This is a genomic window from Pseudomonas sp. GW822-FHT03F04 (genome assembly GCF_058801405.1).
In genome coordinates this window covers 20,209-44,486 of the sequence record NZ_JBXANF010000018.1, presented here as the reverse complement: position 1 = coordinate 44,486, position 24,278 = coordinate 20,209, and the positions used below count along the sequence as shown (strand labels likewise).

Genomic DNA, 24,278 nt, shown 5'->3' with positions numbered 1-24,278 from the left:
AGTGAACAACCCGCCGCAGACCATTTGGGTCGCGGCCAATGCCATCTGATTGGAGTTTGATGACCATGAGTGTGGAAACTCAAAAGGAAACCCTGGGCTTCCAGACCGAGGTGAAGCAACTGCTGCACCTCATGATCCATTCGCTGTATTCCAACAAGGAAATCTTCCTTCGCGAATTGATCTCGAACGCCTCCGACGCCGTCGACAAGTTGCGCTTCGAAGCCCTGGCCAAGCCTGAGTTGCTCGAAGGTGGCGCTGAACTGAAAATCCGTGTGAGCTTCGACAAGGACGCCAAGACCGTCACCCTCGAAGACAACGGTATCGGCATGAACCGTGACGATGTGATCACCCACCTGGGGACCATCGCCAAATCCGGCACCGCCGATTTCATGAAGAATCTCTCGGGCGATCAGAAAAAGGATTCGCACCTGATCGGCCAGTTCGGTGTGGGCTTCTACTCGGCCTTCATCGTTGCTGACAAAGTTGACGTGTACAGCCGTCGCGCCGGCACCGCTGCCAGCGAAGGTGTGCACTGGTCGTCGAAAGGCGAGGGCGAATTCGAAGTCGCCACCATCGACAAACCAGAACGCGGCACCCGCATCGTCCTGCACCTGAAATCCGGTGAAGACGAGTTCGCCGATGGCTGGCGTCTGCGCAACATCATCAAGAAGTACTCCGACCACATCGCGCTGCCGATCGAGCTGCCGAGAGAAGTGGCCGCTGCCGAAGGCGAAGAGAAGCCTGAAGTTGAATGGGAAACCGTCAACCGCGCCAGCGCCCTGTGGACCCGTCCTCGCACCGAAGTGAAGGATGAGGAATACCAGGAGTTCTACAAGCACATCGCCCACGACTTCGAAAACCCGCTGGCCTGGAGCCACAACAAGGTCGAAGGCAAGCTTGAGTACAGCTCGCTGCTGTACGTGCCGGCCCGCGCTCCGTTCGATCTGTACCAGCGTGAAGCGCCGAAAGGCCTGAAGCTGTACGTACAGCGCGTGTTCGTGATGGATCAGGCCGAGTCGTTCCTGCCGCTGTACCTGCGCTTTATCAAGGGTGTGGTTGACTCCAACGACCTGTCGCTGAACGTGTCGCGGGAAATCCTGCAGAAAGACCCGATCATTGACTCGATGAAGTCGGCGCTGACCAAGCGCGTGCTGGACATGCTGGAAAAACTGGCGAAGAACGAGCCTGAGCAATACAAAGGCTTCTGGAAAAACTTCGGTCAGGTCATGAAAGAAGGCCCGGCAGAAGATTTCGCCAACAAGGAAAAAATTGCCGGTCTGCTGCGTTTCGCATCGACCAACGGCACCGACGGCGAGCAGATCGTCGGTCTGGCCGACTACCTGGCTCGTGCCAAGGAAGGTCAGGACAAGATCTACTACCTCACCGGCGAAACCTATGCGCAGGTCAAGAACAGTCCGCACCTGGAAGTCTTCCGCAAGAAAGGCATCGAAGTGCTGCTGCTGACCGACCGCATCGACGAGTGGCTGATGAGCTACCTGAGCGAGTTCGACGGCAAGAGCTTTGTCGACGTCGCCCGTGGTGACCTGGACCTGGGCAACCTGGACTCGGAAGAGGACAAGAAGGCCGCAGAAGAAGTCGCCAAGTCGAAGGAAGGTCTGGTTGAGCGTCTGAAAACCGCGCTGGGCGAGTCCGTTGCCGAAGTCCGCGTTTCCCATCGCCTGACCGATTCGCCGGCCATTCTGGCTATCGGTGAGCAGGATCTGGGTCTGCAAATGCGTCAGATCCTCGAGGCCAGCGGGCAGAAGGTGCCGGATTCGAAGCCGATCTTCGAATTCAACCCGAGCCACCCGCTGATCGCGAAACTCGACAACGAGACCAGCGAAGAGCGTTTTGGCGACCTGTCGCACATCCTCTTCGACCAGGCCGCCTTGGCGGCTGGCGACAGCTTGAAAGACCCGGCCGCTTACGTGAGCCGTCTGAACAAGCTGCTGGTTGAGCTGTCCGCTTGATCAAACTGTAGAAAAACCCGCTTCGGCGGGTTTTTTCATTCTGGTGTTCAATCAATCAGGAGTCAGAAATGAGCCAAGTCACTGTACGTTCCGTGGTCTATCAGATTGACGGCCAGCCTTATGAAGGTCGTCTGGCGTTCGACGCCGAGCACAAAGGTGCGCGTCCGGGGCTGTTGATGGCGCCGAACTGGATGGGTGTCAGCGCTGGTGCTGAAGATATCGCCAAATCGGTGGCGGCCAAGGGCTACGTGGTGCTGATCGCCGACGTGTACGGGCAAGCGGTGCGTCCGCAGAACGGCGACCAGGCTGGCGCGGCGATGATGCCGCTGAAAAATGACCGTGCGCTGCTGCGCAAGCGTATGCAGGCTGCGTTCGAACAATTGCAGAAGCAGGGTGAAGCGGCGGTTGATACCTCGAAACTGGCGGTGTTCGGTTTCTGCTTCGGCGGTTGCTGTGCGCTGGACCTGGCCCGCACCGGTGCGGCGCTCAAGGCTGCGGTATCGTTCCACGGCACGCTGGATTCGCCGAACCCGGCGGATGCGAAAAACATCAAGGGCTCGGTGCTGGTGCTGCACGGCGCTTCCGATCCGCTGGTGCCGAAAGAGCAACTGCCGGCATTTGAAGACGAGATGAATGCGGCTGGCGTGGACTGGCAATTGCTGAGCTACGGCGGTGCGGTGCACTCGTTCACCGATCCGCACGCCAATGTGCCGGGCATGATGATGTACGACGCGAAAACCGCTGCGCGGGCGTTCAAGTCGATGCATGACTTGCTGGAAGAAGTGTTCAAGGGCTGATTCGGTTGAAAGCACTCCCACGCCTGGCGTGGGAGTGTTCGTTTACAGCGGTGTCGGCTCGTTGCGCGATTTCGGCAGCTCGATCCGCTCGACTTCCCCCGGTACCGTCGGCCAATCCCCGGCCGCCCACTTGCGCCGGGCCTCATCGATCACCGCCGGATCGCTCGCGACAAAATTCCAGTTGATCCGCCGTGGCCCATCCAGTGGCGCGCCGCCGAACAGTACGGCATGACTGTCGCTCTCGGCGAACAGGCTCATCTCTTCCCCGGCCGGCAACACCACCAGCGCATGGGGCTCGACCGCTTCGCCATTCAATTGCACATCACCGCTCAACACATACAGCGCCCGCTCTTCATGTTCGGTCGGGATCAGCAAGGTGGTCGCGGTTTGCATCTTCAATTCGGCATACAGCGTCGGAGAAAGTACCGGCACCGGCGATTCCAGACAAAAGCCTGACCCGGCAATCATGCGGATCTGCACGCCGAGGTTATCGCTGACCGGCAATGTCGACGCCGGGTGATGGCTGTAATACCCGGGACCCTGTTCGTGATCCTTGGGCGAGGCGAGCCAGATTTGCAGCCCGTGCATCCTGAAGCTTTGTTCCCACAGCGGTTCGGGCGTGCGCTCGACATGGGTAATCGCGCTGCCCGCCGTCATCCAGCTGACATCGCCAGCGCTGACGACTTGATCGGAGCCGAGGCTGTCCTTGTGCTGGATCTGCCCCTCGAACAGATAGGTCAGGGTCGACAGGCCGATGTGCGGATGCTGTCGGATGTTCATCCCTTTGCCTGCGGGATAAACCGTTTCAAGCATGTGGTCGAAAAACACGAAGGGCCCGACGCTGCGGCATTTGGCTGACGGCAGCGGGCGCAGGATCGGCTGGCCTTCGACGTCTTCGGCGCGCGGGCGGATGATCAGGGGTTGGGTGTCCATGGTCCATTCCAGGCTGAGCGGGTGATGCATGGAGCATAACCCGCCGGTGTCGTGGTGGTGATTACTGGCTGTCGAAGCCTTGTGGGGCGTGGGTTTCGATGGTGACTTCGCTGGTGGTCATCAGTTTATGAATCGGGCAGCGATCCGCCACTCGCAACAGCTCTTCGCGTTGTGCGTCGGTGAGCACGCCTTTAAGTGTCAGGGTGACGTGCAGGGCGTATTTGCCTTTCTGCTCCTGGCTGTTGTCGCGTTTGACCTCGACACCGACGCCGGTGAGCGGGATGTCTTTTTTCTTCGCGTACAGCTTCAGCGTCAGGGCCTTGCAGGCGCCGAGGGCGGCGTCGAAGTAATCGTGTGGCTCCGGCGCCGAGCCTTCGCCGCCGGCAGTCGTCGGGACATCGGCAAACAGTTCGTGCTCATCGATCTGTACGGTGTGACGGAAACCTTCGGCGGAGATGGTATTGACGGTGACGGTCATGTGAACCTCGCAAGCAGTAGGAAAAGTCATTCGATCAAATAAGACCTTGCAGGTATAGAGCATTCCCGCAGGGGCGCGTTCCACTTTCTTGCGGGTGCGCGGCAGGGCGACAGGTTATGCCGCTGAGTCGAAGATTACTTGTGTCGGTGTTTCACTTGCGGGGTTGTTTCAAGATTTTCCAATAACTTCCCATTGATCTTGCAGCGAACGGCGTTCAAGTCCGGCCAATCGACGCTGAATCGTTAATGCCAAGGGTTCGAAGTATTAAGGCCTTTTGATATCACGTTTTGGTCTTACGCAAATTTTCGCCGGGCCGATACCTTCTAAAGCAGCCAGCTGCAGGGTTGATGCAGCGCTTTTGGAAGGAACCAGAGCAATGAGTATCCGTAGTCTCAATATTGCCCCCCGTGCGGGGCTGGGCTTCGGCCTGTTGGCGCTGATGGTGTTCGGCCTTGGCGCATTCGCCTTGCTGCAAATGTCGAACATGCGCGCTCAGTCCGATGAGGTCGACAACAACTGGCTGCCGAGCGTGATGGCGGTGGGTGAAATGAGTCAGGACATGCTACGCCTGCGCGCCCTGACCATGCGCCTGTTGCTCAATCGCGATCCTCAGGCGCTCGATCAGAATGTCGCCAAGCTCAACGAGTTGCGCGGTGTGTTGAGCGAAGCCCAGCAGCGTTACGACGTATTGATCGTGTTGCCCGAGGAGCGGGCGCTGTTCGACCGCTTCAAGGTGGCCGAGCACAAGTATCTGGAGCTTCAGGCCCAGGTGATGGCGCTGTCGGCCCAGAATCGGGTGGAAGAGGCGGCGAGCATTCTCAATGCGCAGATGAGTCCGTTGGCCGATGACATCGCGGTCACCCTGAAAGAACTGGTGGAGCTGAACAAGCACAATGCCAACCTCGCCACAGAGGCGGCGCGGCTGGTGTTCATCAATTCGCGGGTCTGGGTCGGGGTAATGATCGGCATCACTGCACTGATCACCATTGGCCTCGCGCTGTTGCTGACTCGCAGCATCGTGGTGCCGCTCTCGCAATCGCTGGGGGTTGCTGAAGTGGTGGCCGGCGGCGATCTGACCGGTGACATCAGCATCATCGGCAAGGATGAGCCGGCGCGGCTGCTGCATGCGCTCAAGAGCATGCAGCACAGCCTGCGCGACACCATTCGGCAGATCTCGGAGTCTTCCAGTCAATTGGCCTCGGCGTCGGAAGAGCTGAGCTGCGTCACCGAAGATGCCACGCGAGGGCTGCATCAGCAGAGCCTGGAGATCGAGCAGGCTGCAACGGCAGTGAATCAGATGACCGCTGCGGTGGAAGAGGTTGCCAGCAATGCTGTGGCGACCTCCGAGGCGTCGCGTGAGTCGGACCGCATCGCCCAGCATGGCCGTGAGCAAGTGCAGCAGACCGTGTCGTCCATCGAGTTGCTGGCGGACGATGTCACTGCCAACGCCATGCAGGTGGAGGATCTGGCGCAGAAGGTCTACAGCATCAGCAAAGTGCTGGAGGTGATCCGCTCGATTGCCGAGCAGACCAATCTCCTGGCATTGAACGCGGCGATCGAAGCGGCCCGCGCCGGTGACGCCGGGCGTGGTTTCGCGGTGGTGGCCGACGAAGTCCGGGCGTTGGCCCATCGCACCCAGCAATCGACCCAGGAAATCGAGCAGATGATCGGCGGTATCCAGCAGGGCACCGATTCGGCGGTCAGTTCGATGCAGCAGAGCAATGTCCGCGCGCGCTCGACCCTCGATCTGGCGAAAGCTGCCGGGGTGGCGCTGGAGGAAATCGCTTCGGCGTTCACCTTGATCAACGAGCGCAATCTGGTGATTGCCAGTGCGTCGGAAGAGCAGGCTGACGTGGCGCGGGAAGTGGATCGCAACCTGATGAATATCCGCGATCTGGCGATGCAGACCTCGGCCGGGGCCAATCAGACCAGCGCCGCGAGCCAGGAGTTGTCACGGCTGGCGGTGGATCTGAACAATATGGTGGCCAAATTCTCGGTTTGATCACTGAATGACAGGCGAAAAAAAGCCCCGCAATTGCGGGGCTTTTCGTTGAATCAGCTGCCTTTGACAGGCTTGCCGTTGACCGTGCCGTCGAGGAGCATGATGTTGTACTCCTTGCCGTCGGTTTCGACCTGTTGCAGGCGGACCAGCAGGTAATCCCAGTCCTTGGCGAACCACATCACGGTGGTGCGCTTGCTTTGTGTCGGGTCGCGCACGCGCTCGACCTTGATCGCGTCGATCTTGCCGGCCTTGGTCTCGACTTTCTCGGAGCCCAATACGCGGAAGTCATAGGTATCGACTTCACCGCCGTCGACCACTTGATAGCTCATGGTCTTCTTGCCGGAGGCGACGTCATGCTGCAGTGCCAGCTGGTAAGTGGACTTGTCGACCATGCCACGGTTCAGCGGGACTTTTACCGCGTCGCCGCGATCGGTGCCGGTGACCATCTTGGTGGTCCAGTCGAAGTCCAGGTCAGCCTTTTTCGCTTTGCCCAGGCCGCCACGTTCGAAGTGGTAGGACTGCGGGAGCAGGGTGTCCTTGTCCAGGGTCAGGGTGCTTTCTTCGGACAGGCTGGCGATCATCATCGAAGCCTTGAAGGTGAGCTTCCAGACGCCGTTGGCTTCCTTGGTCAGGCTGCGTTCGGCAGTGCCGCTCATGGGCAACTGTTTCCAGTCGGCGGTGTAGCTGGCGGAGAACGGTTGAAGGTCTGCCGCCTGGGCGAATGGCAGGGCGAGCAGAGCGCAAGCGAAGAGCAGGGCGCGACGCATAAAATCTCCTAGTTTCGAATCAAGTGACCGCTGGCCCCAAGTAACTGGCCATCCAGTAAAGCACCTTGCTCGCCGAGGGTCAGCCGTCCTTCGGCAAACCAGCGTACGGCCATCGGGTAGATCAGGTGTTCCTGAACGTGAACCCGTTGCGCCAGACTCTGCGGCGAATCGTGCAACTCTACCGGTATTACTGCCTGTACGACCAGTGGTCCGCCATCGAGTTCCTCGGTGACGAAGTGCACGGAGCAGCCGTGTTCGGCGTCGCCGGCCTCCAGCGCGCGCTGATGAGTGTGTAACCCTTTGTATTTGGGTAGCAGCGACGGGTGGATGTTGAGCAGGCGACCCTGGTAATGACGGACGAAGTCAGCGCTGAGAATGCGCATGAATCCGGCCAGTACCACGAGTTTGGGCTTGAAGGCGTCGATCAGTTCGATCAGGGCGGCATCGAAGGCCTCGCGGCCTTCGAACCCCTTGTGATCCAGCGAGCGGGTGGTGATACCCGCGTCACTGGCGCGTTGCAGGCCGTAAGCGTCGGCGCGGTTGGAAATCACCGCAGCGATGCGGACCGGGCTGTCGCCGGTCCGCGTGCTGTCGATCAGAGCCTGCAAGTTACTGCCGGTGCCGGACAGCAGCACCACGACATCACAGGTTGCGGACATTAATGAGCCTTAAGGTTCTGCAGATCAACCTGGGCAGCGCCTTCGGCGGCAGCAGCGATCTGGCCGATGACCCAAGGCTGCTCGCCAGCGTCACGCAGGGTGTTCAAGGCAACTTCAACGTGCTCCTGAGCCACACAGATCACCATGCCCACGCCGCAGTTCAGCACGCGGTGCATCTCGGTTTCGTCAACGTTGCCTTTCTCTTGCAGCCAGTCGAAGACAGCCGGGCGAGTCCAGCTGGCCACGTCAACCACCGCTTGAGCGCCTTTTGGCAGAACGCGCGGGATGTTGTCCAGCAGGCCGCCACCGGTGATGTGGGCCATGGCTTTGACGGCGCCGGTGTCTTTGATCAGCTTGAGCAGCGGCTTCACGTAGATGCGGGTCGGGGCCATCAGCAGTTCGGTCAGCGGCTTGCCGTCGAGCTGAACGGTTTCGATGTCGGCGCCGGACACTTCGATGATCTTGCGGATCAGCGAGTAGCCGTTGGAGTGCGGGCCGGACGATGGCAGAGCGATCAGGGCATCACCGGTGGCGACTTTCGAGCCGTCGATGATTTCCGCTTTTTCCACGACGCCGACGCAGAAGCCGGCCAGGTCGTAGTCTTCGCCTTCGTACATGCCAGGCATTTCAGCGGTTTCGCCGCCGACCAGGGAGCAGCCAGCCAGTTCGCAGCCTGCACCGATACCGGTGACGACGGTGGCGGCAACATCAACGTTCAGCTTGCCGGTGGCGTAGTAGTCGAGGAAGAACAGCGGCTCGGCGCCGCACACCACCAGATCGTTGACGCACATGGCGACCAGATCCTGGCCGATGCTGTCGTGCTTGTTCAGGTTCAGCGCCAGGCGCAGCTTGGTGCCGACGCCGTCGGTGCCGGAAACCAGTACTGGCTGTTTGTAGCCGGCCGGGATTTCGCAGAGGGCGCCGAAACCGCCCAGGCCGCCCATGACTTCCGGGCGCGCAGTGCGCTTGGCGACGCTCTTGATGCGTTCGACCAATGCTTCACCGGCGTCGATGTCTACACCGGCGTCCTTGTAGCTCAGGGAGGGTTGCTTGCTCATGATCCAGGCCTTTAGGGGAGGGGATTCAGGGGTAACGACCGAGTCCAGCGGGAACGCCGAAAACGACAGAGGCGATTGCCTCACGCGAAATCGATGTGCCCGGCTGTTGCCGGTCTGCGAAGGCGCGCGATTTTATCAGGCTTGAGGGGCAGCGGCCATCCTCACGCCGACGGGCAGGGGCATATCGACCGAAAAATTTTGCAATTGATGCTTCGGGTGACATCACAGGTGCCTGTATAAGGAACCGTCTATCGTTAGGGCTGTGCAAAAACTTATCGCCAGCGTGTGAATGTTTTGCAACGGCCAGTGGTCACAGGCTTGCTCAATCCGGTTCACGCGGCCTGTTCCAGCCGCTCTTGTCGACAGGAATTCTCCATGCGTTTGTGTAAATTGCTGTTAGTGGGTTGCTTGTCTCTGGTCAGCCTGGCGAGCCAGGCCGAAAACGTCAAAGGTCTTTATCAGGTGCGCGAACCGGTCAACGGCCAGTCGCCGGAGGAGCGTGATCGCGCCACTCAGTCCGCGCTCGACACACTGGTGCTGCGTCTCACCGGCGACCCGAAGGCGCCGCAGAACCCCGGGCTGGCGCCGATTCGCAAAGACCCGCAGCAGATTATCAGTCAGTTCGGCTTCGATGCCGGGCCGCCGGAGGTATTGAAAGTTGATTTCGACCCGGCCGCCACCGAGCAGGCATTGCGCCGTGCCGGGCTGGCGCTGTGGGGGGCGAGTCGGCCGTCGATCCTGAGCTGGTGGCTGAACGACTCCGCCGAAGGCTCAAGCCTGGTGGGCGACGGTCAGGCCAGTGCCGCGCCATTGCGGCGTGCGGCCCAGCACCGAGGGTTGCCGTTGCGCCTGCCGCTGGCGGATCTGAGCGAACAATTGGTCGCGACCGCGCCGACGCTCGAAGGCACCGATCCCGCGCCGTTGCATGCAGCCTCTGAGCGCTACAACGCTGACGCCTTGCTCGCCGTGCATGCCCGCGAAGAAGGCGGTCAGTGGCAAGCCAAATGGCATTTGTGGCTGGGCGATCAAAAAGAAGCGGGCAGCGTGCAAGGGGTAGATCAAGCCGCTGTCGCCGATGCCGTGATGCTGGCGGTCGCCGAGCGTCTGGCGCCTCGTTTTGTCGCCAAACCGGGCGCTTCGGGTCAGCAGACTCTGGAAGTGCAAGGCATGAATTTGGAGCATTACGCGACGTTGCTGCGGATGCTCGAACCCTTTGGTGTGCGTCTGCAGAGTGTCGATGCCGATCGCATTGTGTATCGGGTGAACGGCAGTGCCGATCAGTTGCGGGCGCAGTTGTCGCTGGCGAAGTTGCAGGAAATGCCGGCCGAGGCACCGGCTCCGGTGGCTCCGCAACCCGCAGTGCCGGGTGGTGCGCCTGTCGTTGCGCCGGCACCGGCACCTGCGGCGCCGTCGTTGCGGTTTCGCTGGTAGGTTTTTCTTTCATATATAGAAGCAATGGAGTGTTACATGGCCGATACGCGGCGTTGGTTCTGGCTCGGTGGGGTGCTCCTGCTTTGCGCGTTTGTCTGGTTGCTGCATCCGATCCTCACGCCGTTTCTGGTGGCGCTGTTACTCGCTTATCTGTTCGACCCTTTGGTGGATCGTCTTGAGCGACTTGGCTTGTCCCGTACCTGGGGCGTGATTGCGGTGTTTGCCTTGTTCACCCTGATCGTCACCACGTTGCTGCTGGTGCTGGTGCCGATGCTCGCCAAGCAGTTGCTGCGACTGTATGAGCTGGCACCGCAGATGCTCGACTGGCTGCAGCACACGGCGCTGCCATGGGCGCAGTCGAAGCTGGGGCTGTCGGAGGGTTTCTGGAAGTTCGACAAGGTCAAGGCGGCGATCACCGAACACATGGGCCAGACCACCGACATCGTCGGTGTGGTGCTGAGTCAGGCCACGGCCTCAAGTCTGGCGCTGATCGGCTGGTTGGCGAATCTGGTGCTGATCCCGGTGGTGAGTTTCTACTTGCTGCGCGACTGGGACGTGATGATGGCCAAGATCCGCAGCCTGTTGCCGCGTGACCGCGAAGAGCGTGTGGTGGCTCTGGCCGGCGAATGTCACGAGGTGCTTGGCGCTTTCGTGCGCGGCCAGTTGCTGGTGATGCTGGCGTTGGGCGTGATCTATGCGGCGGGCCTGATGATTGTCGGCCTGGAACTGGGCCTGTTGATCGGCCTGATCGCCGGTCTGGCGGCCATCGTGCCATATATGGGGTTTGTGATCGGGATCGGTGCGGCGTTGATTGCCGGGCTGTTCCAGTTCGGTGGTGATCTGTATCCGATGATCGGGATCGTGGCGGTGTTCATGGTCGGTCAGGCGCTGGAAGGCATGGTGCTGACCCCATTGCTGGTGGGTGATCGAATCGGTTTGCATCCGGTGGCGGTGATCTTTGCGATCCTGGCCGGCGGCGAGTTGTTTGGTTTCACCGGTGTGCTGCTGGCGTTGCCGGTGGCGGCGGTGATCATGGTACTGGTGCGTCACGTCCATGACTTGTACAAGGACTCCGACATTTATAGCGGAGTGGATGATCCGAAGCTGTAAGACGAGGGAGGGTCGCCCGGTGTATTGCCGGGTTGGCCCGTCTCATGCAGGCAATGCTGGCACTCGTGCGCCAAAGAAACTGTCATAAAACCAGCGTGTTAACGCAAACCTTTGATTTTGCTTGGGGTCTGTCGCATTGTGCGCTCCGCTTCACGGGTATAAACTTCGCACACTTTACACAGAGGCCACTAACGGTTCCTTGGGAACTGTTCAGTCAGCATGAAACCGATTCAGCTGCCCCTAGGTGTGCGTCTGCGTGACGACGCCACCTTCATCAACTACTACCCAGGCGCCAATGCCGCTGCACTCGGCTATGTCGAGCGTCTATGCGAAGCCGACGCCGGCTGGACCGAAAGCCTCATCTATCTGTGGGGCAAGCACGGGGTAGGGCGTACGCATCTGTTGCAGGCCGCGTGCCTGCGTTTCGAACAGATGGGCGAGCCGGCGGTGTACCTGCCGCTGGCCGAGTTGATGGATCGCGGCATCGAAATCCTCGACAACCTCGAACAGTACGAACTGGTCTGTCTGGACGACTTGCAGGTGATCGCCGGCAAGCCCGACTGGGAAGAGGCGATGTTTCACCTGTTCAACCGTCTGCGCGACAGCGGTCGCCGCTTGTTGATCGCCGCTTCAACCTCGCCACGTGAATTGCCGGTAAAACTGGCGGACTTGAAATCGCGCCTGACCCTGGCGCTGATTTTCCAGATGCGTCCTCTCTCCGATGAAGACAAATTGCGTGCCCTGCAATTGCGTGCATCCCGTCGCGGTCTGCATCTGACCGATGAAGTCGGGCATTTTATTTTGACTCGCGGGACCCGCAGCATGAGCGCGCTTTTTGACCTGCTCGAGCAGCTCGATCAGGCCTCTTTGCAGGCTCAGCGCAAGCTGACCATTCCCTTCCTGAAAGAAACCCTGGGCTGGTAAAACCGGGGCTTTCAGCGGGTTTCGGCATATTTCAGGCGCCAGAAAATCCGCTTTCCTGTGCACTGCGCAGGCCGCGTCTCGATTCAAATAGGCTTAAGCGCTTAGATGTAAACGAGAAACCGAGAAGTCACAAAAAGATCGATTGAATTTGCAAATGAGGCTGATAGCGGGCATAGTCTCGGCTTCTTTACAACTATCAGCCACGGTCGTGCCCATGCTAAAGCGCTTCGCACCCCTCGTGCCTCTCGCACTCGTCACCCTGTTGTTCGGTTGCGCTGCTCATTCACCTGTTAATCAAGAGCAGCAACAGGCTAAAAATTCTGCCACCGCCCAGTCTTCCGTTATTTATCAGGAAGAGCTGGACACCGAGAAAGAACTCGCCGCTTTCAACGGCAAGAAGCCTTATCAGCTTCCGGTTCTGGCAGACAGTATTCTTGAACGCGGCATGTCCCTGATCGGTACCCGTTACCGTTTCGGCGGTACCTCTGAAGCCGGGTTCGATTGCAGCGGTTTCATCGGCTATCTGTTCCGCGAAGAGGCCGGCATGAACCTGCCGCGCTCCACCCGCGAAATGATCAACGTGGATGCTCCGCTGGTATCGCGCAGCAACCTCGAACCGGGCGACCTGCTGTTTTTCGCCACCAATGGTCGTCGCGGTCGTGTAAGCCACGCCGGGATCTACCTGGGCGACAACCAGTTCATTCACTCCAGCAGTCGTCGCAGTGGCGGTGTCCGCATCGACAGCCTGGGTGACAGCTACTGGAGCAAGACCTTCATCGAAGCCAAACGCGCTTTGGCGAACGCTCCAACCGTGGTTACCGCTCGCAAGTAATCACGCCTTTGTCGCCACGCTCGTGGCGACAAGCGGTCCTTCAGGGGCAATAGACTTAAACTTTACAAGGTGAAGTTAAAGTCTTACTTGAAGTTTGCCGCGTAGCCGCTAGAATCCTGATCTATATTGATGGCAAACCGCCTGCGTCCCAACGCAGGCGGTTTTGTTTTCTGTCGAATCGGCAGTAAAAGCCGCAGCCAGATCAGGATGTTCTGCTTATGACGATGCCGGCCCGCCTCGCCCTGATGTTCTTCGCAGCGCTGCTCAGCGCTTGCGCCAGTCGCACTCCGCCGCCAGCCCCTGTGGTTCGCGCGCCGATTGTGTTCGGATCCTCCCAGGCTTTTTCTCCCGCTGCCGAAGACGTGCTGTTCCGTGCACTCGGGCTGGTGGGTACGCCTTATCGCTGGGGCGGCAACACGCCGGACTCGGGCTTCGATTGCAGTGGCCTGATCGGTTTCGTTTACCGCGATGCCGCCGGCATCAGCCTGCCGCGCTCGACGCGCGAGTTGATCGTCATGCAGGCGCCGAATGTCGGCAAGGAGGGTTTGCAGACCGGCGACCTGATCTTCTTCGCCACCAATGGCGGCTCTCAGGTCAGCCATGCGGGGATTTACGTCGGTGAAGGGCGCTTCGTTCACGCACCGGCCACCGGTGGCACGGTGAAGCTGGACAGTCTGTCGAAGGCGTATTGGCAGAAGGCCTACCTGAGTGCCAAGCGCGTTCTGCAGCCGGAGCATCTGGCGCATAACCCGTAGTCATCCGAAACAATAAAAAACCTGTGGGAGCACATTGGCTCCCACAGGTTTTTTTGTTTCAGGGCCGGGCTATTTAGCCGCCGAAACTCGCCACACCTTGTTCCCCACATCATCCGCCACCAGCAACCCACCTTGCTGGTCGATCACCACGCCGACCGGTCGCCCCAAAGCGTTCTCGTCCTTGTCGAGGAAGCCGGTCAGCACGTCCACTGGCGTTCCGCTCGGCTTGCCGGCAGCAAACGGGACGAAGATTACCTTGTAGCCACTGTGCGGCTTGCGATTCCACGAGCCGTGCTGGCCGATGAACGCGCCCTCCTTGAATTGCGCTGGCAACGTGTTGCCCTCGGCGAACGTCAGCCCCAGTGAGGCGGTATGCGGGCCGACGGCGTAGTCGGGAGCGATGGCCTTGGCCACCATCTCCAGGTTCTGCGGTTCGACGCGGACATCGACATGCTGGCCGTAATAGCTGAACGGCCAGCCATAAAATCCGCCGTCCTTGACCGAGGTGATGTAGTCCGGCACCAGGTCGCTGCCGATCTCGTCCCGTTCGTTCACTGCTGTCCACAGCGCGCCGCTTTTGGGTTCCCAGGCCAGACCGTTGGGATTGCGGATGCCCGAGGCGAAGATCCGGTGATTGCCGGTCGCACGGTCCACTTCCCAGATTGCCGCGCGGCCTTCTTCCTGATCCAGGCCGTTTTCGCCGACGTTGCTGTTCGAGCCGACTGTGACGTACAGCTTGCTGCCGTCCTTGCTGGCGATGACGTTCTTGGTCCAGTGGTGGTTGAGCGGGCCGCCCGGCAGATCCACGACCTTGATCGGCTGGTTCTTGATCTCGGTTGCGCCGGGCTCGTAGTGAAAGCGCAGCAAGCGGTCGGTGTCGGCGACGTACAGATCGTTGCCGACCAGGGTCATACCGAACGGAGAATTCAGATTTTGTAGAAATACCGTGCGGGTTTCGGCCACGCCATCGTGATCAGCGTCGCGCAACAGGGTGATGCGATTCGGGCTGGGAACCCCGGCGCCGGCACGGCCCATGATTTTCTTCGTCACCCAGCCACGTATCCCGTTGCCATCGTCCGGTTTCGGCGGGGCATTGGTTTCCGCCACCAGCACATCGCCATTGGGCAGCACGTAGAGCCAGCGCGGGTGGTCGAGATTCTCGGCAAACGCCGCCACCTGAGTGCCTGCCGCTGGCGTCGGTTTTGCGCCAGCCGGCCAGCCGATCGCCGGGGCGATGTTCACCGTCGGGATCAGGGTCTTGTTCGGTTCGGGCAGTTTGGGGGACGGGCCGGTGCCGTCCGAGACTTGCAGGCTGGAGGATTCACCACAGGCGGTGAGCCCTCCGGCGAGTGCGATGACGAAAACGAGGTGGGGCTTGCGCATTACTGATCTTCCCTATGAATGCATTCCTAATCATAGAGAAGTGCACGAGCCCGATGGTTCAACCGCTCAGCCGCGCGCCTCCTTGAACAGCACGGCAATGCCGGGGTGGTAGTTGCCGGCCTCGCTGCGCAATTTGCGATAGGCGTAGGGGAAATACCAGGCGACGGCGCAGGTGTGTTCCTTTTGCAGGTCGTCGACCATGTCCTGCAGTTCCTCGGGGCTGGCGCTGTGCTGGGCTTTCTGTGGGGCGACGAACAGGCAGCCGAGCTTGAGATCGCTGGCGTAGCTGATGCGCTTGGCGTCGCTGGTGATATCGGCCAGGGCCTGGGTCAGATTCAGGCTGTTGACGCGCGGCCAGCGTTGTGTCGCCTGGATGTAGGCGCGATCTTCGGCGCCGGCCAGGAACAGGTCGGCGCGGGCATTGCGCTCGCCTTCCTCGTTCTGCTTGCGGGTGGCGGTGTCGCGCAGGGTGACCAGTTCGGCCATCCACGCGGCGGCGGACAACAGGCCGAGGTTGGCCTTTTCGTCATGCCAGTACGGCGTGTCGTTGTCGCCGCGCACGGCGTTGTAGCGGTCGATACAGTCAAACCAGCGTTCCAGCACCGGGCGCAGGAATTCCAGCCGCGGATTGCTGATGATCATGCCTTGCATGGTGCTCTCCCTTGTTATTGTGATGTGCTCTCTGCATTCAAAAAGCATGGCTCTTTGATATCACTGCTGACAGTGTGGCACAAGATTGGCGTCAGATAATTGATCGACGGCAGTTATTCGCTTTCAGGGGGCCTCTTCATTTGACGCTCCACCCCCAACCCTCTAACCTTCGCGGCTTGTTTCAGGTGCTCTGTGACCGCTGTCGACAGAGTGAAACAGGGAAGCCGGTGAGGATGGTCTTCAAGCGAAGAACCATCACGATCCCGGCGCTGCCCCCGCAACGGTAAATGAGTAAAAGCTGCGTCCGATGCCACTGCTGCAAAGCGGGAAGGCGCGCAGCCAGGTCAAGGCCGCTCATGAGCCCGGAGACCGGCCTGATCCATCCAGCGGCATCACGGTGGGCGATGCCAGGCTTGTTGCCTTCTATTCTTGTGCCTGCCCGCCGTTATCCAGCCTCAACGGAGAGCTCCCCCATGACTGATTCCCCCGAACGCGACGAGCGCCACCTGGCGCGCATGCAGCGCAAAAAAGCCGTGATCGACGAGCGCATCGCCAATTCGCCAGACGAATGCGGCCTGGTGCTGGTGCTGACCGGCAATGGCAAAGGCAAAAGCAGCTCGGCGTTCGGCATGCTCGCCCGCGCCATGGGCCACGGCATGCAGTGCGGCGTGGTGCAGTTCATCAAGGGCCGCAACAGCACCGGGGAGGAGCTGTTCTTCCGCCGCTTCCCCGAGCAGGTACGCTTTCATGTGATGGGCGAAGGTTTCACCTGGGAAACCCAGGATCGCCAGCGCGACATCGCCGCTGCCGAAGCTGCATGGGAAGTGTCCCGCGAACTGCTGCGTGATCCGTCGATCGGTCTGGTGGTGCTCGATGAGCTGAACATCGCTCTCAAGCACGGTTACCTCGATCTGGATCAGGTGCTCAGCGATCTGCAGGCCCGTCCGCCGATGCAGCATGTGATCGTCACCGGCCGCGCTGCCAAGCCGGAAATGATCGAGATGGGCGACACCGTCACCGAAATGGGTATGATCAAACACGCCTTCCAGGCCGGTATCAAAGCGCAGAAAGGCGTCGAACTTTGAATCAACCACGTCACTGCCCGGCGGTATTGATCGCCGCGCCGGCCTCCGGCCAGGGCAAGACCACCGTCACCGCCGCGCTGGCCCGTCTGCACCGCAATCAGGGGCGCAAGGTTCGCGTATTCAAATGCGGCCCGGACTTTCTCGACCCGATGATCCTCGAGCGCGCCAGCGGTGCGCCGGTCTATCAACTGGACATGTGGATGGTCGGCGAGCAGGAAAGTCGACGTCTGTTGTGGGAAGCCGCCGCTGAAGCCGATCTGATCCTGATCGAAGGCGTGATGGGCTTGTTCGACGGCACACCGTCGAGCGCCGACCTGGCGCGGCATTTCGGCGTGCCGGTACTCGGCGTGATCGATGGCACGGCCATGGCCCAGACCTTCGGCGCCTTGGCGCTGGGTCTGGCGCGCTACCAGCCGGACCTGCCGTTCGCCGGCGTGCTGGCCAACCGCGTCGGCACCGTGCGCCATGCGCAGTTGCTCGAAGGCAGCCTTACTGAAGGTTTGCGCTGGTACGGCGCGTTGTCCCGGGAAACCGGGATAGAACTGCCAAGTCGCCATCTTGGTCTGGTGCAGGCCAGCGAACTCAATGACCTCGATGTGCGCCTCGACGCCGCCGCAGAAGCGCTGGCCAGCACTTGCGAGGTAGCGCTGCCACCGGCCGTCGAATTCGCCGCGCCTGAAATCGTCAAGACCGAAAGGCTGCTCGACGGCGTGCGGATTGCCGTCGCCCGTGACGAGGCGTTTGCCTTCACCTATGGCGCCAGTCTCGATCTGTTGCGGGCGATGGGCGCGGAGCTGAGTTTCTTCTCGCCGATCCGCGATACGCAATTGCCTGAGGCCGACAGCTTGTACCTGCCCGGCGGTTATCCGGAATTGCACCACGTGGCCTTGTCGCAAAACGCCGACATGCTCCGTGCGATCCGCGCGCATCACGCCGCCGGCAAACCGTTACTCGCCGAATGTGGCGGCATGCTCTATCTGCTGGATTCGTTGACCGATGTCGAAGGCACCCGCGCTGATTTGGTCGGCCTGCTGAGTGGCGATGCCGTGATGCAGAAACGTCTGGCCGCGCTGGCCTTGCAAGAGGTCGACATGCCGGAAGGCCTGTTGCGCGGCCACACCTATCACCATTCCCTGACCACCACCGAACTGACGCCGATTGCCCGTGGCCACAGCCCCAATGGCGGGCGTGGTGCCGAAGCGGTGTATCGGGAAGGGCGGATGACCGCCTCGTACGTGCACTTTTACTTCCCGTCGAATCCGTCGGCGATTGCCGCACTGTTGGTGCCATGACCGACAACGCATTCACTGAAACCGAGCGCGAAGCGGTCTATCGCGCCATCGCCGAACGTCGCGACATGCGCCACTTCAGCGGCGGCACGGTCGAGCCTGAATTGCTGCGCCGATTGCTTGAAGCCGCACATCAGGCGCCGAGCGTCGGTCTGATGCAGCCGTGGCGCTTTATCCGTATCAGCGACCGCGCTTTGCGTGGCCAGATCCAGGATCTTGTAGAGGAAGAACGAGTACGCACCGCCGAAGCCCTCGGCGAGCGCAGCGACGAGTTCATGAAGCTCAAGGTCGAAGGCATCAATGACTGTGCGGAAGTGTTGGTCGCAGCCTTGATGGACGATCGCGAGCGACACATTTTCGGCCGTCGCACGCTGCCGGAAATGGACATGGCCTCATTGTCCTGCGCGATCCAGAACCTGTGGCTGGCGGCGCGCGCCGAAGGCCTGGGCATGGGCTGGGTGTCGCTGTTCGAACCGCAGGCGCTGGCCGATCTGCTGAAACTGCCGGCCGGGGCCAAGCCGCTGGCGGTTCTGTGTCTGGGACCGGTCAAGGAATTCTATCCGGCGCCGATGCTGGTACTCGAAGGGTGGGCGCAGGCGCGTCCGCTCAATGAGCTGCTGTATGAAAATTTCTGGGGAGTGAGTCAATGAGTGTGGCGTTGTTGAGTGTCGCCGCGGTCGCGCTGGATGCGCTGCTGGGTGAACCGAAACGCTGGCATCCGCTGGTGGCGTTCGGCAATTTCGCCGGGCGCATCGAGCAACGATTCAATAGCGGCGGTCGCGGCTGGCGCAGCCATGGCGTCACCGCGTGGGTGATCGCGGTGCTGCCGCTGACCCTGCTCGCCACGGCATTGTCCTGGGCGCCGTACGTGGGCTGGGTGGTCGAGATTCTCGCGCTGTATTGCGCCCTCGGCATGCGCAGTCTCGGCGAGCACGTCGAGCCGGTGGCCAAGGCCCTGCGCAGCGATGATCTGGAAGAGGCGCGCAAACGCGTGGGTTATCTGGTCAGCCGTCAGACCAGTGAGCTGGACAGCACCGCTGTCGCCCGCGCCGCCACTGAATCGGTACTGGAGAACGGCAGCGATGCAGTGTTCGCCGCACTGTTCTGGTTTGCCGTGGCCGGTGCGCCGGGCGTGGTGCTCTATCGTCTGAGCAATACGCTCGACGCGATGTGGGGCTATCGCAACGAACGTTTCGAGCGTTTCGGCTGGGCGGCGGCGAAGATCGACGACGTCCTCAACTACATTCCTGCGCGGCTGGTGGCGTTGACCTACGCGCTGCTGGGCAAGACCCGACTGGCGCTGAAATGCTGGCGCACCCAGGCGCCGAAATGGGACAGCCCGAACGCAGGTCCAGTGATGGCCGCCGGCGCGGGTGCGCTGGGCGTCGAGTTGGGCGGGCCGGCGATCTATCACGGCGAGCTGCACGAGCGTCCGCAACTGGGCGAAGGCACGCCAGCCGACGCCGATTCCATCGATCGCGGCTGGCAATTGGTCCAGCGCGGGGTATGGTTATGGCTGCTGATTCTCTGCGTGGGGGCTGAATTCTATGCTTGAGCACGGTGGCCGGCTGCGCAGGGCGGCGCTCGAATACGGCATCGCTGAAGAAGACTGGCTCGACTTGTCCACTGGCCTCGCGCCATGGCCGTTTCCGGTTCCGGACATTCCGCTGCGGGCGTGGGCGCGCTTGCCGGAAACCGATGACGGCCTGGAGCAGGCGGCGTGCGACTACTACGGTGCCGCGCAAGTGTTGCCGGTGGCCGGTTCGCAGATGGCCATTCAGTTGCTGCCGCGTTTGCGCCGGGCCGGCAAGGTCGGCGTGTTGTCGCCGTGTTATGCCGAGCATGCCGAAGCCTGGCGGCGCAGTGGTTACATCGTGCGCGAAGTGCTGGAGCAGGAAGTCGATTTCTTCCTCGACAGCCTCGATGTGTTGGTGGTGGTCAATCCGAACAATCCTACGGGCCTGAGCCTGACCCCGGCGCGCTTGCTCGACTGGCATGCGCGGCTGGCCCAGCGCGGTGGCTGGCTGGTGGTCGACGAAGCGTTCATGGACAACACGCCGCAGTTGAGCCTGGCTCCGCATGCACATCAGGTTGGTCTGATCGTGTTGCGTTCGTTCGGCAAGTTTTTCGGTCTGGCCGGTGTGCGGCTTGGGTTTGTGCTGGCCGAGCGCAAGTTGCTCCGGTTGCTGGCCGAGCAGGTCGGGCCCTGGGCCGTCAGCGGGCCGACCCGCGTGTTGGGTCAAACCTGCCTGCAAGACACCGAAGGTCATACCCGCCAGCGGATCCGCAGTGACGAGGTCAGTGAACGGCTGGCTGCGCTGCTCGAACGCTACGGCTTCAAACCTCAGGGTGGTTGCGCGCTGTTTCAGTGGCTGATCACCGAACACGCTGCCGCGCTGCACGAGTTCATGGCCCGCCGGGGCATTCTCCTGCGCCTCTTCGCGCACAACAGCAGCCTGCGTTTCGGCCTGCCCGCCAACGCCGCCGATGAAGTGCGCCTTGAGCAAGCCCTGCAAGCCTTCGCCCTGGACCGCTCTATGGAAAATCAACCAGCATGACCACATTAATGGTGCAGGGCACCACCTCCGACGCCGGCAAAAGCACGCTGGTGACGGCGCTGTGCCGCTGGGCAACCCGCCAGGGCGTTGCCGTGGTGCCATTCAAACCGCAGAACATGGCGCTCAACAGCGCGGTGACTGCTGACGGCGGCGAGATCGGCCGGGCACAAGCGGTACAGGCGCAAGCCGCGCACCTTGAGCCACACACCGACATGAATCCCGTGCTGCTCAAGCCGAATAGTGACACTGGCGCCCAGGTCATCATCCACGGTCGCGCGGTTACCAGCATGAACGCTGTCGCCTATCACGACTACAAAGCCATCGCCATGCAGGCCGTGCTCGCCTCTCACGAGCGCTTGAGCACTGCTTATCCGTTGGTGATGGTCGAAGGCGCGGGCTCGCCGGCAGAGATCAATCTGCGCGCCGGCGACATCGCCAACATGGGTTTCGCCGAAGCGGTGGATTGCCCGGTTTTGTTGATTGCCGACATTAACCGTGGCGGCGTGTTTGCCCATCTGGTCGGCACGCTGGAGCTGCTGTCGCCGAGTGAGCAGGCGCGAGTCAAAGGCTTCATCATCAACCGTTTTCGCGGTGACATCGCCTTGCTGCAACCGGGCCTCGACTGGCTGGAACAACGCACCGGCAAGCCGGTGGTGGGCGTGCTGCCGTACGTGATGGACCTGCATCTGGAGGCCGAGGACGGCATCGATCAGCGCCAGACCGACAAGGCCGAGCAAGTCTTGAAAGTGGTGGTGCCGGTGCTGCCGCGCATCAGCAACCACACCGATTTCGATCCTCTGCGACTGCATCCGCAAGTGGATCTGCAATTCATCGGCCCGGGGCAAGCGATTCCGCCGGCCGATCTGATCATCCTGCCGGGCTCGAAAAGCGTGCGCAGCGACCTTGCGTATCTGCGCACCAATGGCTGGGAAACCGCCATCAGCCGACATCTGCGTTACGGCGGCAAGCTGCTGGGAATCTGCGGCGGTCTGCAAATGCTCGGGGAGCAGGTCCATGATCCGTTGGGCCTTGAAGGCGCGCCGGGTTCCAGCGCCGGTCTGGGCTTGCTGGCGTTTGAAACGCAGCTCGAAGCCGAGAAGCAATTGCGCAATGTGCGCGGGCGTCTGGCGCTGGAAGATGCCGAGGTTAGCGGTTATGAAATTCATGCCGGCGTGACCACGGGAGCTGCGCTGGAAAACGCCGCTGTGCATCTGGATGACGGCCGCTGTGATGGTGCGCAAAGTCTCGATGGACAGATTCTCGGCACCTACCTGCATGGCCTGTTCGAATCGCCGGCGGCCAGTGCGGCGCTGTTGCGCTGGGCCGGTCTGAACGATGTGCAGGAAGTGGATTACCACGGCCTGCGCGAACGCGACATCGAGCGGTTGGCGGATCTGGTGGAGAAGCATCTGGATACCGGGCTGTTACGTGAACTCTGTGGAATGTCCCTATGCTCCAACTGATCCTCGGCGGCGCCCGCTCCGGCAAAAGTCGCCTGGCTGAAAAACTCGCCACTGACAGCGCGCTGGCAGTGACGTACATCGCTACCAGTCAACCGCTGGACGGTGAAATGAATGAGCGCGTCGCTCATCACCGCGCGCGCCGTCCCGCCGAATGGGCGCTGATCGAAGAGCCGCTGGAGCTGGCCCGGGTCCTGCGCGAAACCGCCAGTGCCGAACGTTGCCTGCTGGTGGATTGCCTGACCCTGTGGCTGACCAATCTGCTGATGCTCGATGACGCCGAGCGCCTCGCTGCCGAACGCGAAGCCCTGCTCGAATGCCTGGCGTCGCTGCCGGGTGAAATCATTTTTGTCAGCAACGAGACCGGAATGGGTGTCGTGCCGCTGGGCGAATTGACTCGCCGCTACGTCGATGAAGCCGGTTGGCTGCATCAAGCTCTGGCCGAGCGTTGTCAGCGAGTCGTCCTGACGGTTGCCGGCCTGCCCCTGACTCTGAAAGGACCTGCGTTATGACCCAAGCCTGGTGGCTGAACCCGTGCAAACCGGTGGATACGGACGCCGTTGAAAACGCGGCGGCGCGTCAGCAGCAATTGACCAAACCCGCCGGCTCCCTCGGGCAGCTCGAATCGGTGGCGGTGCAACTGGCCGGATTGCAGGGCCAGATCAAACCGCGCCTCGATCAGGTCTGGATCGCGATTTTTGCCGGTGACCACGGCGTTGTGGCCGAAGGGGTTTCCGCGTTCCCGCAGGAAGTCACCGGGCAGATGCTGCTGAACTTCGTCAGCGGCGGCGCGGCGATCAGCGTGCTGGCGCGACAACTCGGCGCGCAGCTGGAAGTGGTGGATCTGGGCACCGTTACCCCGTCGCTGAATCTTCCGGGCGTGCGTCATCTGAACATCGGCCCGGGCACGGCGAATTTCGCCAAGGGCCCGGCGATGACTTCGGCTCAGGGCGAGTTGGCCCTGCAAGCCGGCCGCGACAGCGTGCTGCGCGCGAAGGCGGCGGGTGCGCAACTGTTCATCGGTGGCGAAATGGGCATCGGCAACACCACGGCTGCCAGTGCGCTGGCCTGTGCGCTGCTCGATTGCCCGGTGGTTCATCTGACCGGTCCCGGCACCGGGTTGAATGCCGAAGGCGTCAGCCACAAGGCGCAGGTGATCGAGCGGGCACTGGCGCTGCACGCGGCGCAACGCGGTGATGCGTTGCAGACCCTGTTCAATCTCGGCGGCTTCGAGATTGCGGCTTTGGTCGGCGCGTATCTGGCCTGTGCTCAGGAAGGCGTGGCGGTGCTGGTGGACGGTTTCATCTGCACGGTTGCGGCGTTGGTGGCGGTGCGGCTGAATCCGGCCTGCCGTGAATGGCTGCTGTTCGGGCATCGCGGTGCGGAACCGGGTCATCGTCATGTGCTGGAAACCCTCAGTGCCGAACCGCTGCTCGAATTGGGCCTGCGTCTGGGCGAGGGCAGTGGCGCGGCGCTGGCGGTGCCGTTGCTGCGTCTGGCCTGCGATCTGCACGGCCAGATGGCGACCTTCGCCGAAGCCGCGGTAGCGGATCGCCCGGCATGACCTTGCATCTGGACCTGCTGCGCCATGGTGAAACCGAACTCGGCGGTGGCCTGCGCGGCAGTCTCGACGATGCACTGACCGAAAAGGGCTGGGCACAGATGCGCGAGGCGGTGATCGGGCAGGGGCCGTGGGATCGGCTGGTCAGTTCGCCGTTGCAGCGTTGCGCGCAATTCGCTGAAGAGTTGGGTGCGCAACGGGATCTGTCGGTATCTCTGGACAAGGATCTGCAAGAGCTGCATTTCGGTGCCTGGGAAGGGCAGAGCGCGGCGGCGTTGATGGAAACCGATGCCGAAGCGCTTGGGCTGTTCTGGGCAGATCCGTATGGGTTTACCCCGCCGCAGGGGGAGCCGGTCAGCGATTTTTCTGCGCGGGTGCTGGCGGCGGTCATGCGCTTGCACGCGGCGCATGCGGGGGAACGGGTGTTGCTGGTCAGTCATGGCGGCGTCATGCGTCTGTTGCTGGCTCGCGCCCGTGGTTTGCCCCGAGAGCAGTTGCTCAATGTCGAAGTCGGTCACGGAGCGTTGTTTTCCTTGATCGTCGAGGCCGATGGTTCGCTCAAGGAAGTGCACTGA

The 24,278-nt window shown here is 61.5% G+C and carries 24 protein-coding genes and 1 riboswitch; of the genes, 17 read left to right on the top strand and 7 right to left on the bottom strand.

Annotated features, from left to right (window positions below; genetic code table 11):
- Positions 1-65 precede the first annotated feature (65 nt).
- Both htpG and AC1RMX_RS29400 read left to right on the top strand, forming a co-directional pair.
- On the top strand, positions 66-1,970 hold the full coding sequence (gene htpG, locus AC1RMX_RS29405) for a molecular chaperone HtpG (protein ID WP_493073863.1): 1,905 nt from the start codon (positions 66-68) through the stop codon (positions 1,968-1,970).
- 68 nt (positions 1,971-2,038) lie between these two features.
- Positions 2,039-2,767 carry a dienelactone hydrolase family protein gene (locus tag AC1RMX_RS29400; RefSeq protein WP_192560116.1) on the top strand — a complete coding sequence of 243 codons (729 nt, stop codon included), beginning with the start codon at positions 2,039-2,041 and terminating at the stop codon, positions 2,765-2,767.
- Between the two features lie 42 nt (positions 2,768-2,809).
- On the opposite strand, the gene AC1RMX_RS29395 is transcribed toward AC1RMX_RS29400, so the two are convergent.
- Entirely contained in the window at positions 2,810-3,700 is an 891-nt protein-coding gene (locus AC1RMX_RS29395; protein ID WP_096822981.1) for a pirin family protein, read from the bottom strand.
- Between the two features lie 61 nt (positions 3,701-3,761).
- A complete protein-coding gene (locus AC1RMX_RS29390) occupies positions 3,762-4,178 on the bottom strand; it encodes an OsmC family protein (protein WP_096822982.1) in 417 nt (138 codons plus the stop codon).
- 376 nt (positions 4,179-4,554) lie between these two features.
- On the opposite strand from AC1RMX_RS29390, the gene AC1RMX_RS29385 reads away from it, so the two are divergent.
- Positions 4,555-6,180: a methyl-accepting chemotaxis protein gene (locus AC1RMX_RS29385; RefSeq protein ID WP_493073862.1), complete on the top strand. Its 1,626-nt coding sequence runs from the start codon at positions 4,555-4,557 to the stop codon at positions 6,178-6,180.
- 53 nt (positions 6,181-6,233) lie between these two features.
- Here AC1RMX_RS29385 and AC1RMX_RS29380 read toward each other — a convergent pair whose 3' ends face one another.
- From AC1RMX_RS29380 to purM, 3 genes are read right to left on the bottom strand one after another with little or no spacing between them, the layout of a single operon-like run.
- Entirely contained in the window at positions 6,234-6,947 is a 714-nt protein-coding gene (locus AC1RMX_RS29380; RefSeq protein WP_096822984.1) for a DUF3108 domain-containing protein, read from the bottom strand.
- An 8-nt stretch (positions 6,948-6,955) separates the two neighbouring features.
- Positions 6,956-7,606, bottom strand: a complete 651-nt coding sequence (purN, locus tag AC1RMX_RS29375) for a phosphoribosylglycinamide formyltransferase (protein WP_096822985.1) — start codon at positions 7,604-7,606, stop codon at positions 6,956-6,958.
- A complete protein-coding gene (gene purM, locus AC1RMX_RS29370; protein ID WP_027614051.1) occupies positions 7,606-8,664 on the bottom strand; it encodes a phosphoribosylformylglycinamidine cyclo-ligase in 1,059 nt (352 codons plus the stop codon). The genes purN and purM overlap by 1 nt, the downstream gene beginning before the upstream one ends.
- A 375-nt stretch (positions 8,665-9,039) precedes the next feature.
- Here purM and AC1RMX_RS29365 point away from each other — a divergent pair, with 375 nt between their 5' ends.
- The 5 genes from AC1RMX_RS29365 (at position 9,040) to AC1RMX_RS29345 (ending at position 13,716) form a co-directional block, all read left to right on the top strand.
- Positions 9,040-10,095 (top strand): DUF2066 domain-containing protein, encoded by a 1,056-nt coding sequence (locus AC1RMX_RS29365; RefSeq protein ID WP_493073860.1) that lies wholly within the window; start codon positions 9,040-9,042, stop codon positions 10,093-10,095.
- 36 nt (positions 10,096-10,131) lie between these two features.
- A complete protein-coding gene (locus tag AC1RMX_RS29360; protein ID WP_096822987.1) occupies positions 10,132-11,205 on the top strand; it encodes an AI-2E family transporter in 1,074 nt (357 codons plus the stop codon).
- A gap of 219 nt (positions 11,206-11,424) precedes the next feature.
- The gene (gene hda / locus AC1RMX_RS29355) at positions 11,425-12,129 is read left to right on the top strand and encodes a DnaA regulatory inactivator Hda (protein WP_025111852.1); all 705 of its coding nucleotides are present in this window, start codon (positions 11,425-11,427) and stop codon (positions 12,127-12,129) included.
- 214 nt (positions 12,130-12,343) lie between these two features.
- Entirely contained in the window at positions 12,344-12,961 is a 618-nt protein-coding gene (locus AC1RMX_RS29350; RefSeq protein ID WP_096822988.1) for a C40 family peptidase, read from the top strand.
- Positions 12,962-13,179: 218 nt separating this feature from the next.
- Positions 13,180-13,716: a C40 family peptidase gene (locus AC1RMX_RS29345; protein ID WP_096822989.1), complete on the top strand. Its 537-nt coding sequence runs from the start codon at positions 13,180-13,182 to the stop codon at positions 13,714-13,716.
- Between the two features lie 69 nt (positions 13,717-13,785).
- On the opposite strand, the gene AC1RMX_RS29340 is transcribed toward AC1RMX_RS29345, so the two are convergent.
- Positions 13,786-15,099, bottom strand: a complete 1,314-nt coding sequence (locus AC1RMX_RS29340) for a PQQ-dependent sugar dehydrogenase (RefSeq protein WP_493073859.1) — start codon at positions 15,097-15,099, stop codon at positions 13,786-13,788.
- 66 nt (positions 15,100-15,165) lie between these two features.
- The gene (locus tag AC1RMX_RS29335; RefSeq protein ID WP_085710581.1) at positions 15,166-15,750 is read right to left on the bottom strand and encodes a hypothetical protein; all 585 of its coding nucleotides are present in this window, start codon (positions 15,748-15,750) and stop codon (positions 15,166-15,168) included.
- Between the two features lie 166 nt (positions 15,751-15,916).
- Positions 15,917-16,142, top strand: a riboswitch (cobalamin riboswitch).
- 81 nt (positions 16,143-16,223) lie between these two features.
- Here AC1RMX_RS29335 and cobO point away from each other — a divergent pair.
- Genes cobO through cobC form a run of 9 tightly spaced genes read left to right on the top strand, consistent with a single transcriptional unit; the run spans position 16,224 to position 24,278 of the window.
- A complete protein-coding gene (gene cobO / locus AC1RMX_RS29330) occupies positions 16,224-16,835 on the top strand; it encodes a cob(I)yrinic acid a,c-diamide adenosyltransferase (protein WP_007950401.1) in 612 nt (203 codons plus the stop codon).
- The gene (locus tag AC1RMX_RS29325) at positions 16,832-18,127 is read left to right on the top strand and encodes a cobyrinic acid a,c-diamide synthase CobB (protein WP_493073858.1); all 1,296 of its coding nucleotides are present in this window, start codon (positions 16,832-16,834) and stop codon (positions 18,125-18,127) included. Before cobO ends, AC1RMX_RS29325 begins: the two co-directional genes overlap by 4 nt.
- Positions 18,124-18,774, top strand: a complete 651-nt coding sequence (bluB, locus tag AC1RMX_RS29320) for a 5,6-dimethylbenzimidazole synthase (protein WP_096822993.1) — start codon at positions 18,124-18,126, stop codon at positions 18,772-18,774. Before AC1RMX_RS29325 ends, bluB begins: the two co-directional genes overlap by 4 nt.
- Complete coding sequence (cbiB, locus tag AC1RMX_RS29315; protein WP_102620381.1) at positions 18,771-19,679, top strand: adenosylcobinamide-phosphate synthase CbiB; 909 nt, start codon at positions 18,771-18,773, stop codon at positions 19,677-19,679. The genes bluB and cbiB overlap by 4 nt, the downstream gene beginning before the upstream one ends.
- A complete protein-coding gene (gene cobD, locus AC1RMX_RS29310) occupies positions 19,672-20,682 on the top strand; it encodes a threonine-phosphate decarboxylase CobD (RefSeq protein ID WP_096822995.1) in 1,011 nt (336 codons plus the stop codon). Before cbiB ends, cobD begins: the two co-directional genes overlap by 8 nt.
- Positions 20,679-22,145: a cobyric acid synthase gene (locus AC1RMX_RS29305; RefSeq protein WP_096822996.1), complete on the top strand. Its 1,467-nt coding sequence runs from the start codon at positions 20,679-20,681 to the stop codon at positions 22,143-22,145. The genes cobD and AC1RMX_RS29305 overlap by 4 nt, the downstream gene beginning before the upstream one ends.
- On the top strand, positions 22,133-22,654 hold the full coding sequence (gene cobU / locus AC1RMX_RS29300) for a bifunctional adenosylcobinamide kinase/adenosylcobinamide-phosphate guanylyltransferase (RefSeq protein ID WP_493073857.1): 522 nt from the start codon (positions 22,133-22,135) through the stop codon (positions 22,652-22,654). Before AC1RMX_RS29305 ends, cobU begins: the two co-directional genes overlap by 13 nt.
- Entirely contained in the window at positions 22,651-23,706 is a 1,056-nt protein-coding gene (gene cobT / locus AC1RMX_RS29295; protein WP_493073855.1) for a nicotinate-nucleotide--dimethylbenzimidazole phosphoribosyltransferase, read from the top strand. Before cobU ends, cobT begins: the two co-directional genes overlap by 4 nt.
- Entirely contained in the window at positions 23,703-24,278 is a 576-nt protein-coding gene (gene cobC, locus AC1RMX_RS29290) for an alpha-ribazole phosphatase family protein (RefSeq protein ID WP_096822999.1), read from the top strand. The genes cobT and cobC overlap by 4 nt, the downstream gene beginning before the upstream one ends.

Bases quoted from the DNA above. Each gene is read 5' to 3' on its own strand.
- htpG (WP_493073863.1), top strand. From the start codon at position 66: ATGAGTGTGGAAACTCAAAAGGAAACCCTGGGCTTCCAGACCGAGGTG.
- AC1RMX_RS29400 (WP_192560116.1), top strand. From the start codon at position 2,039: ATGAGCCAAGTCACTGTACGTTCCGTGGTCTATCAGATTGACGGCCAG.
- AC1RMX_RS29395 (WP_096822981.1), bottom strand. From the start codon at position 3,700: ATGGACACCCAACCCCTGATCATCCGCCCGCGCGCCGAAGACGTCGAA.
- AC1RMX_RS29390 (WP_096822982.1), bottom strand. From the start codon at position 4,178: ATGACCGTCACCGTCAATACCATCTCCGCCGAAGGTTTCCGTCACACC.
- AC1RMX_RS29385 (WP_493073862.1), top strand. From the start codon at position 4,555: ATGAGTATCCGTAGTCTCAATATTGCCCCCCGTGCGGGGCTGGGCTTC.
- AC1RMX_RS29380 (WP_096822984.1), bottom strand. From the start codon at position 6,947: ATGCGTCGCGCCCTGCTCTTCGCTTGCGCTCTGCTCGCCCTGCCATTC.
- purN (WP_096822985.1), bottom strand. From the start codon at position 7,606: ATGTCCGCAACCTGTGATGTCGTGGTGCTGCTGTCCGGCACCGGCAGT.
- purM (WP_027614051.1), bottom strand. From the start codon at position 8,664: ATGAGCAAGCAACCCTCCCTGAGCTACAAGGACGCCGGTGTAGACATC.
- AC1RMX_RS29365 (WP_493073860.1), top strand. From the start codon at position 9,040: ATGCGTTTGTGTAAATTGCTGTTAGTGGGTTGCTTGTCTCTGGTCAGC.
- AC1RMX_RS29360 (WP_096822987.1), top strand. From the start codon at position 10,132: ATGGCCGATACGCGGCGTTGGTTCTGGCTCGGTGGGGTGCTCCTGCTT.
- hda (WP_025111852.1), top strand. From the start codon at position 11,425: ATGAAACCGATTCAGCTGCCCCTAGGTGTGCGTCTGCGTGACGACGCC.
- AC1RMX_RS29350 (WP_096822988.1), top strand. From the start codon at position 12,344: ATGCTAAAGCGCTTCGCACCCCTCGTGCCTCTCGCACTCGTCACCCTG.
- AC1RMX_RS29345 (WP_096822989.1), top strand. From the start codon at position 13,180: ATGACGATGCCGGCCCGCCTCGCCCTGATGTTCTTCGCAGCGCTGCTC.
- AC1RMX_RS29340 (WP_493073859.1), bottom strand. From the start codon at position 15,099: ATGCGCAAGCCCCACCTCGTTTTCGTCATCGCACTCGCCGGAGGGCTC.
- AC1RMX_RS29335 (WP_085710581.1), bottom strand. From the start codon at position 15,750: ATGCAAGGCATGATCATCAGCAATCCGCGGCTGGAATTCCTGCGCCCG.
- cobO (WP_007950401.1), top strand. From the start codon at position 16,224: ATGACTGATTCCCCCGAACGCGACGAGCGCCACCTGGCGCGCATGCAG.
- bluB (WP_096822993.1), top strand. From the start codon at position 18,124: ATGACCGACAACGCATTCACTGAAACCGAGCGCGAAGCGGTCTATCGC.
- cbiB (WP_102620381.1), top strand. From the start codon at position 18,771: ATGAGTGTGGCGTTGTTGAGTGTCGCCGCGGTCGCGCTGGATGCGCTG.
- cobD (WP_096822995.1), top strand. From the start codon at position 19,672: ATGCTTGAGCACGGTGGCCGGCTGCGCAGGGCGGCGCTCGAATACGGC.
- AC1RMX_RS29305 (WP_096822996.1), top strand. From the start codon at position 20,679: ATGACCACATTAATGGTGCAGGGCACCACCTCCGACGCCGGCAAAAGC.
- cobU (WP_493073857.1), top strand. From the start codon at position 22,133: ATGCTCCAACTGATCCTCGGCGGCGCCCGCTCCGGCAAAAGTCGCCTG.
- cobT (WP_493073855.1), top strand. From the start codon at position 22,651: ATGACCCAAGCCTGGTGGCTGAACCCGTGCAAACCGGTGGATACGGAC.
- cobC (WP_096822999.1), top strand. From the start codon at position 23,703: ATGACCTTGCATCTGGACCTGCTGCGCCATGGTGAAACCGAACTCGGC.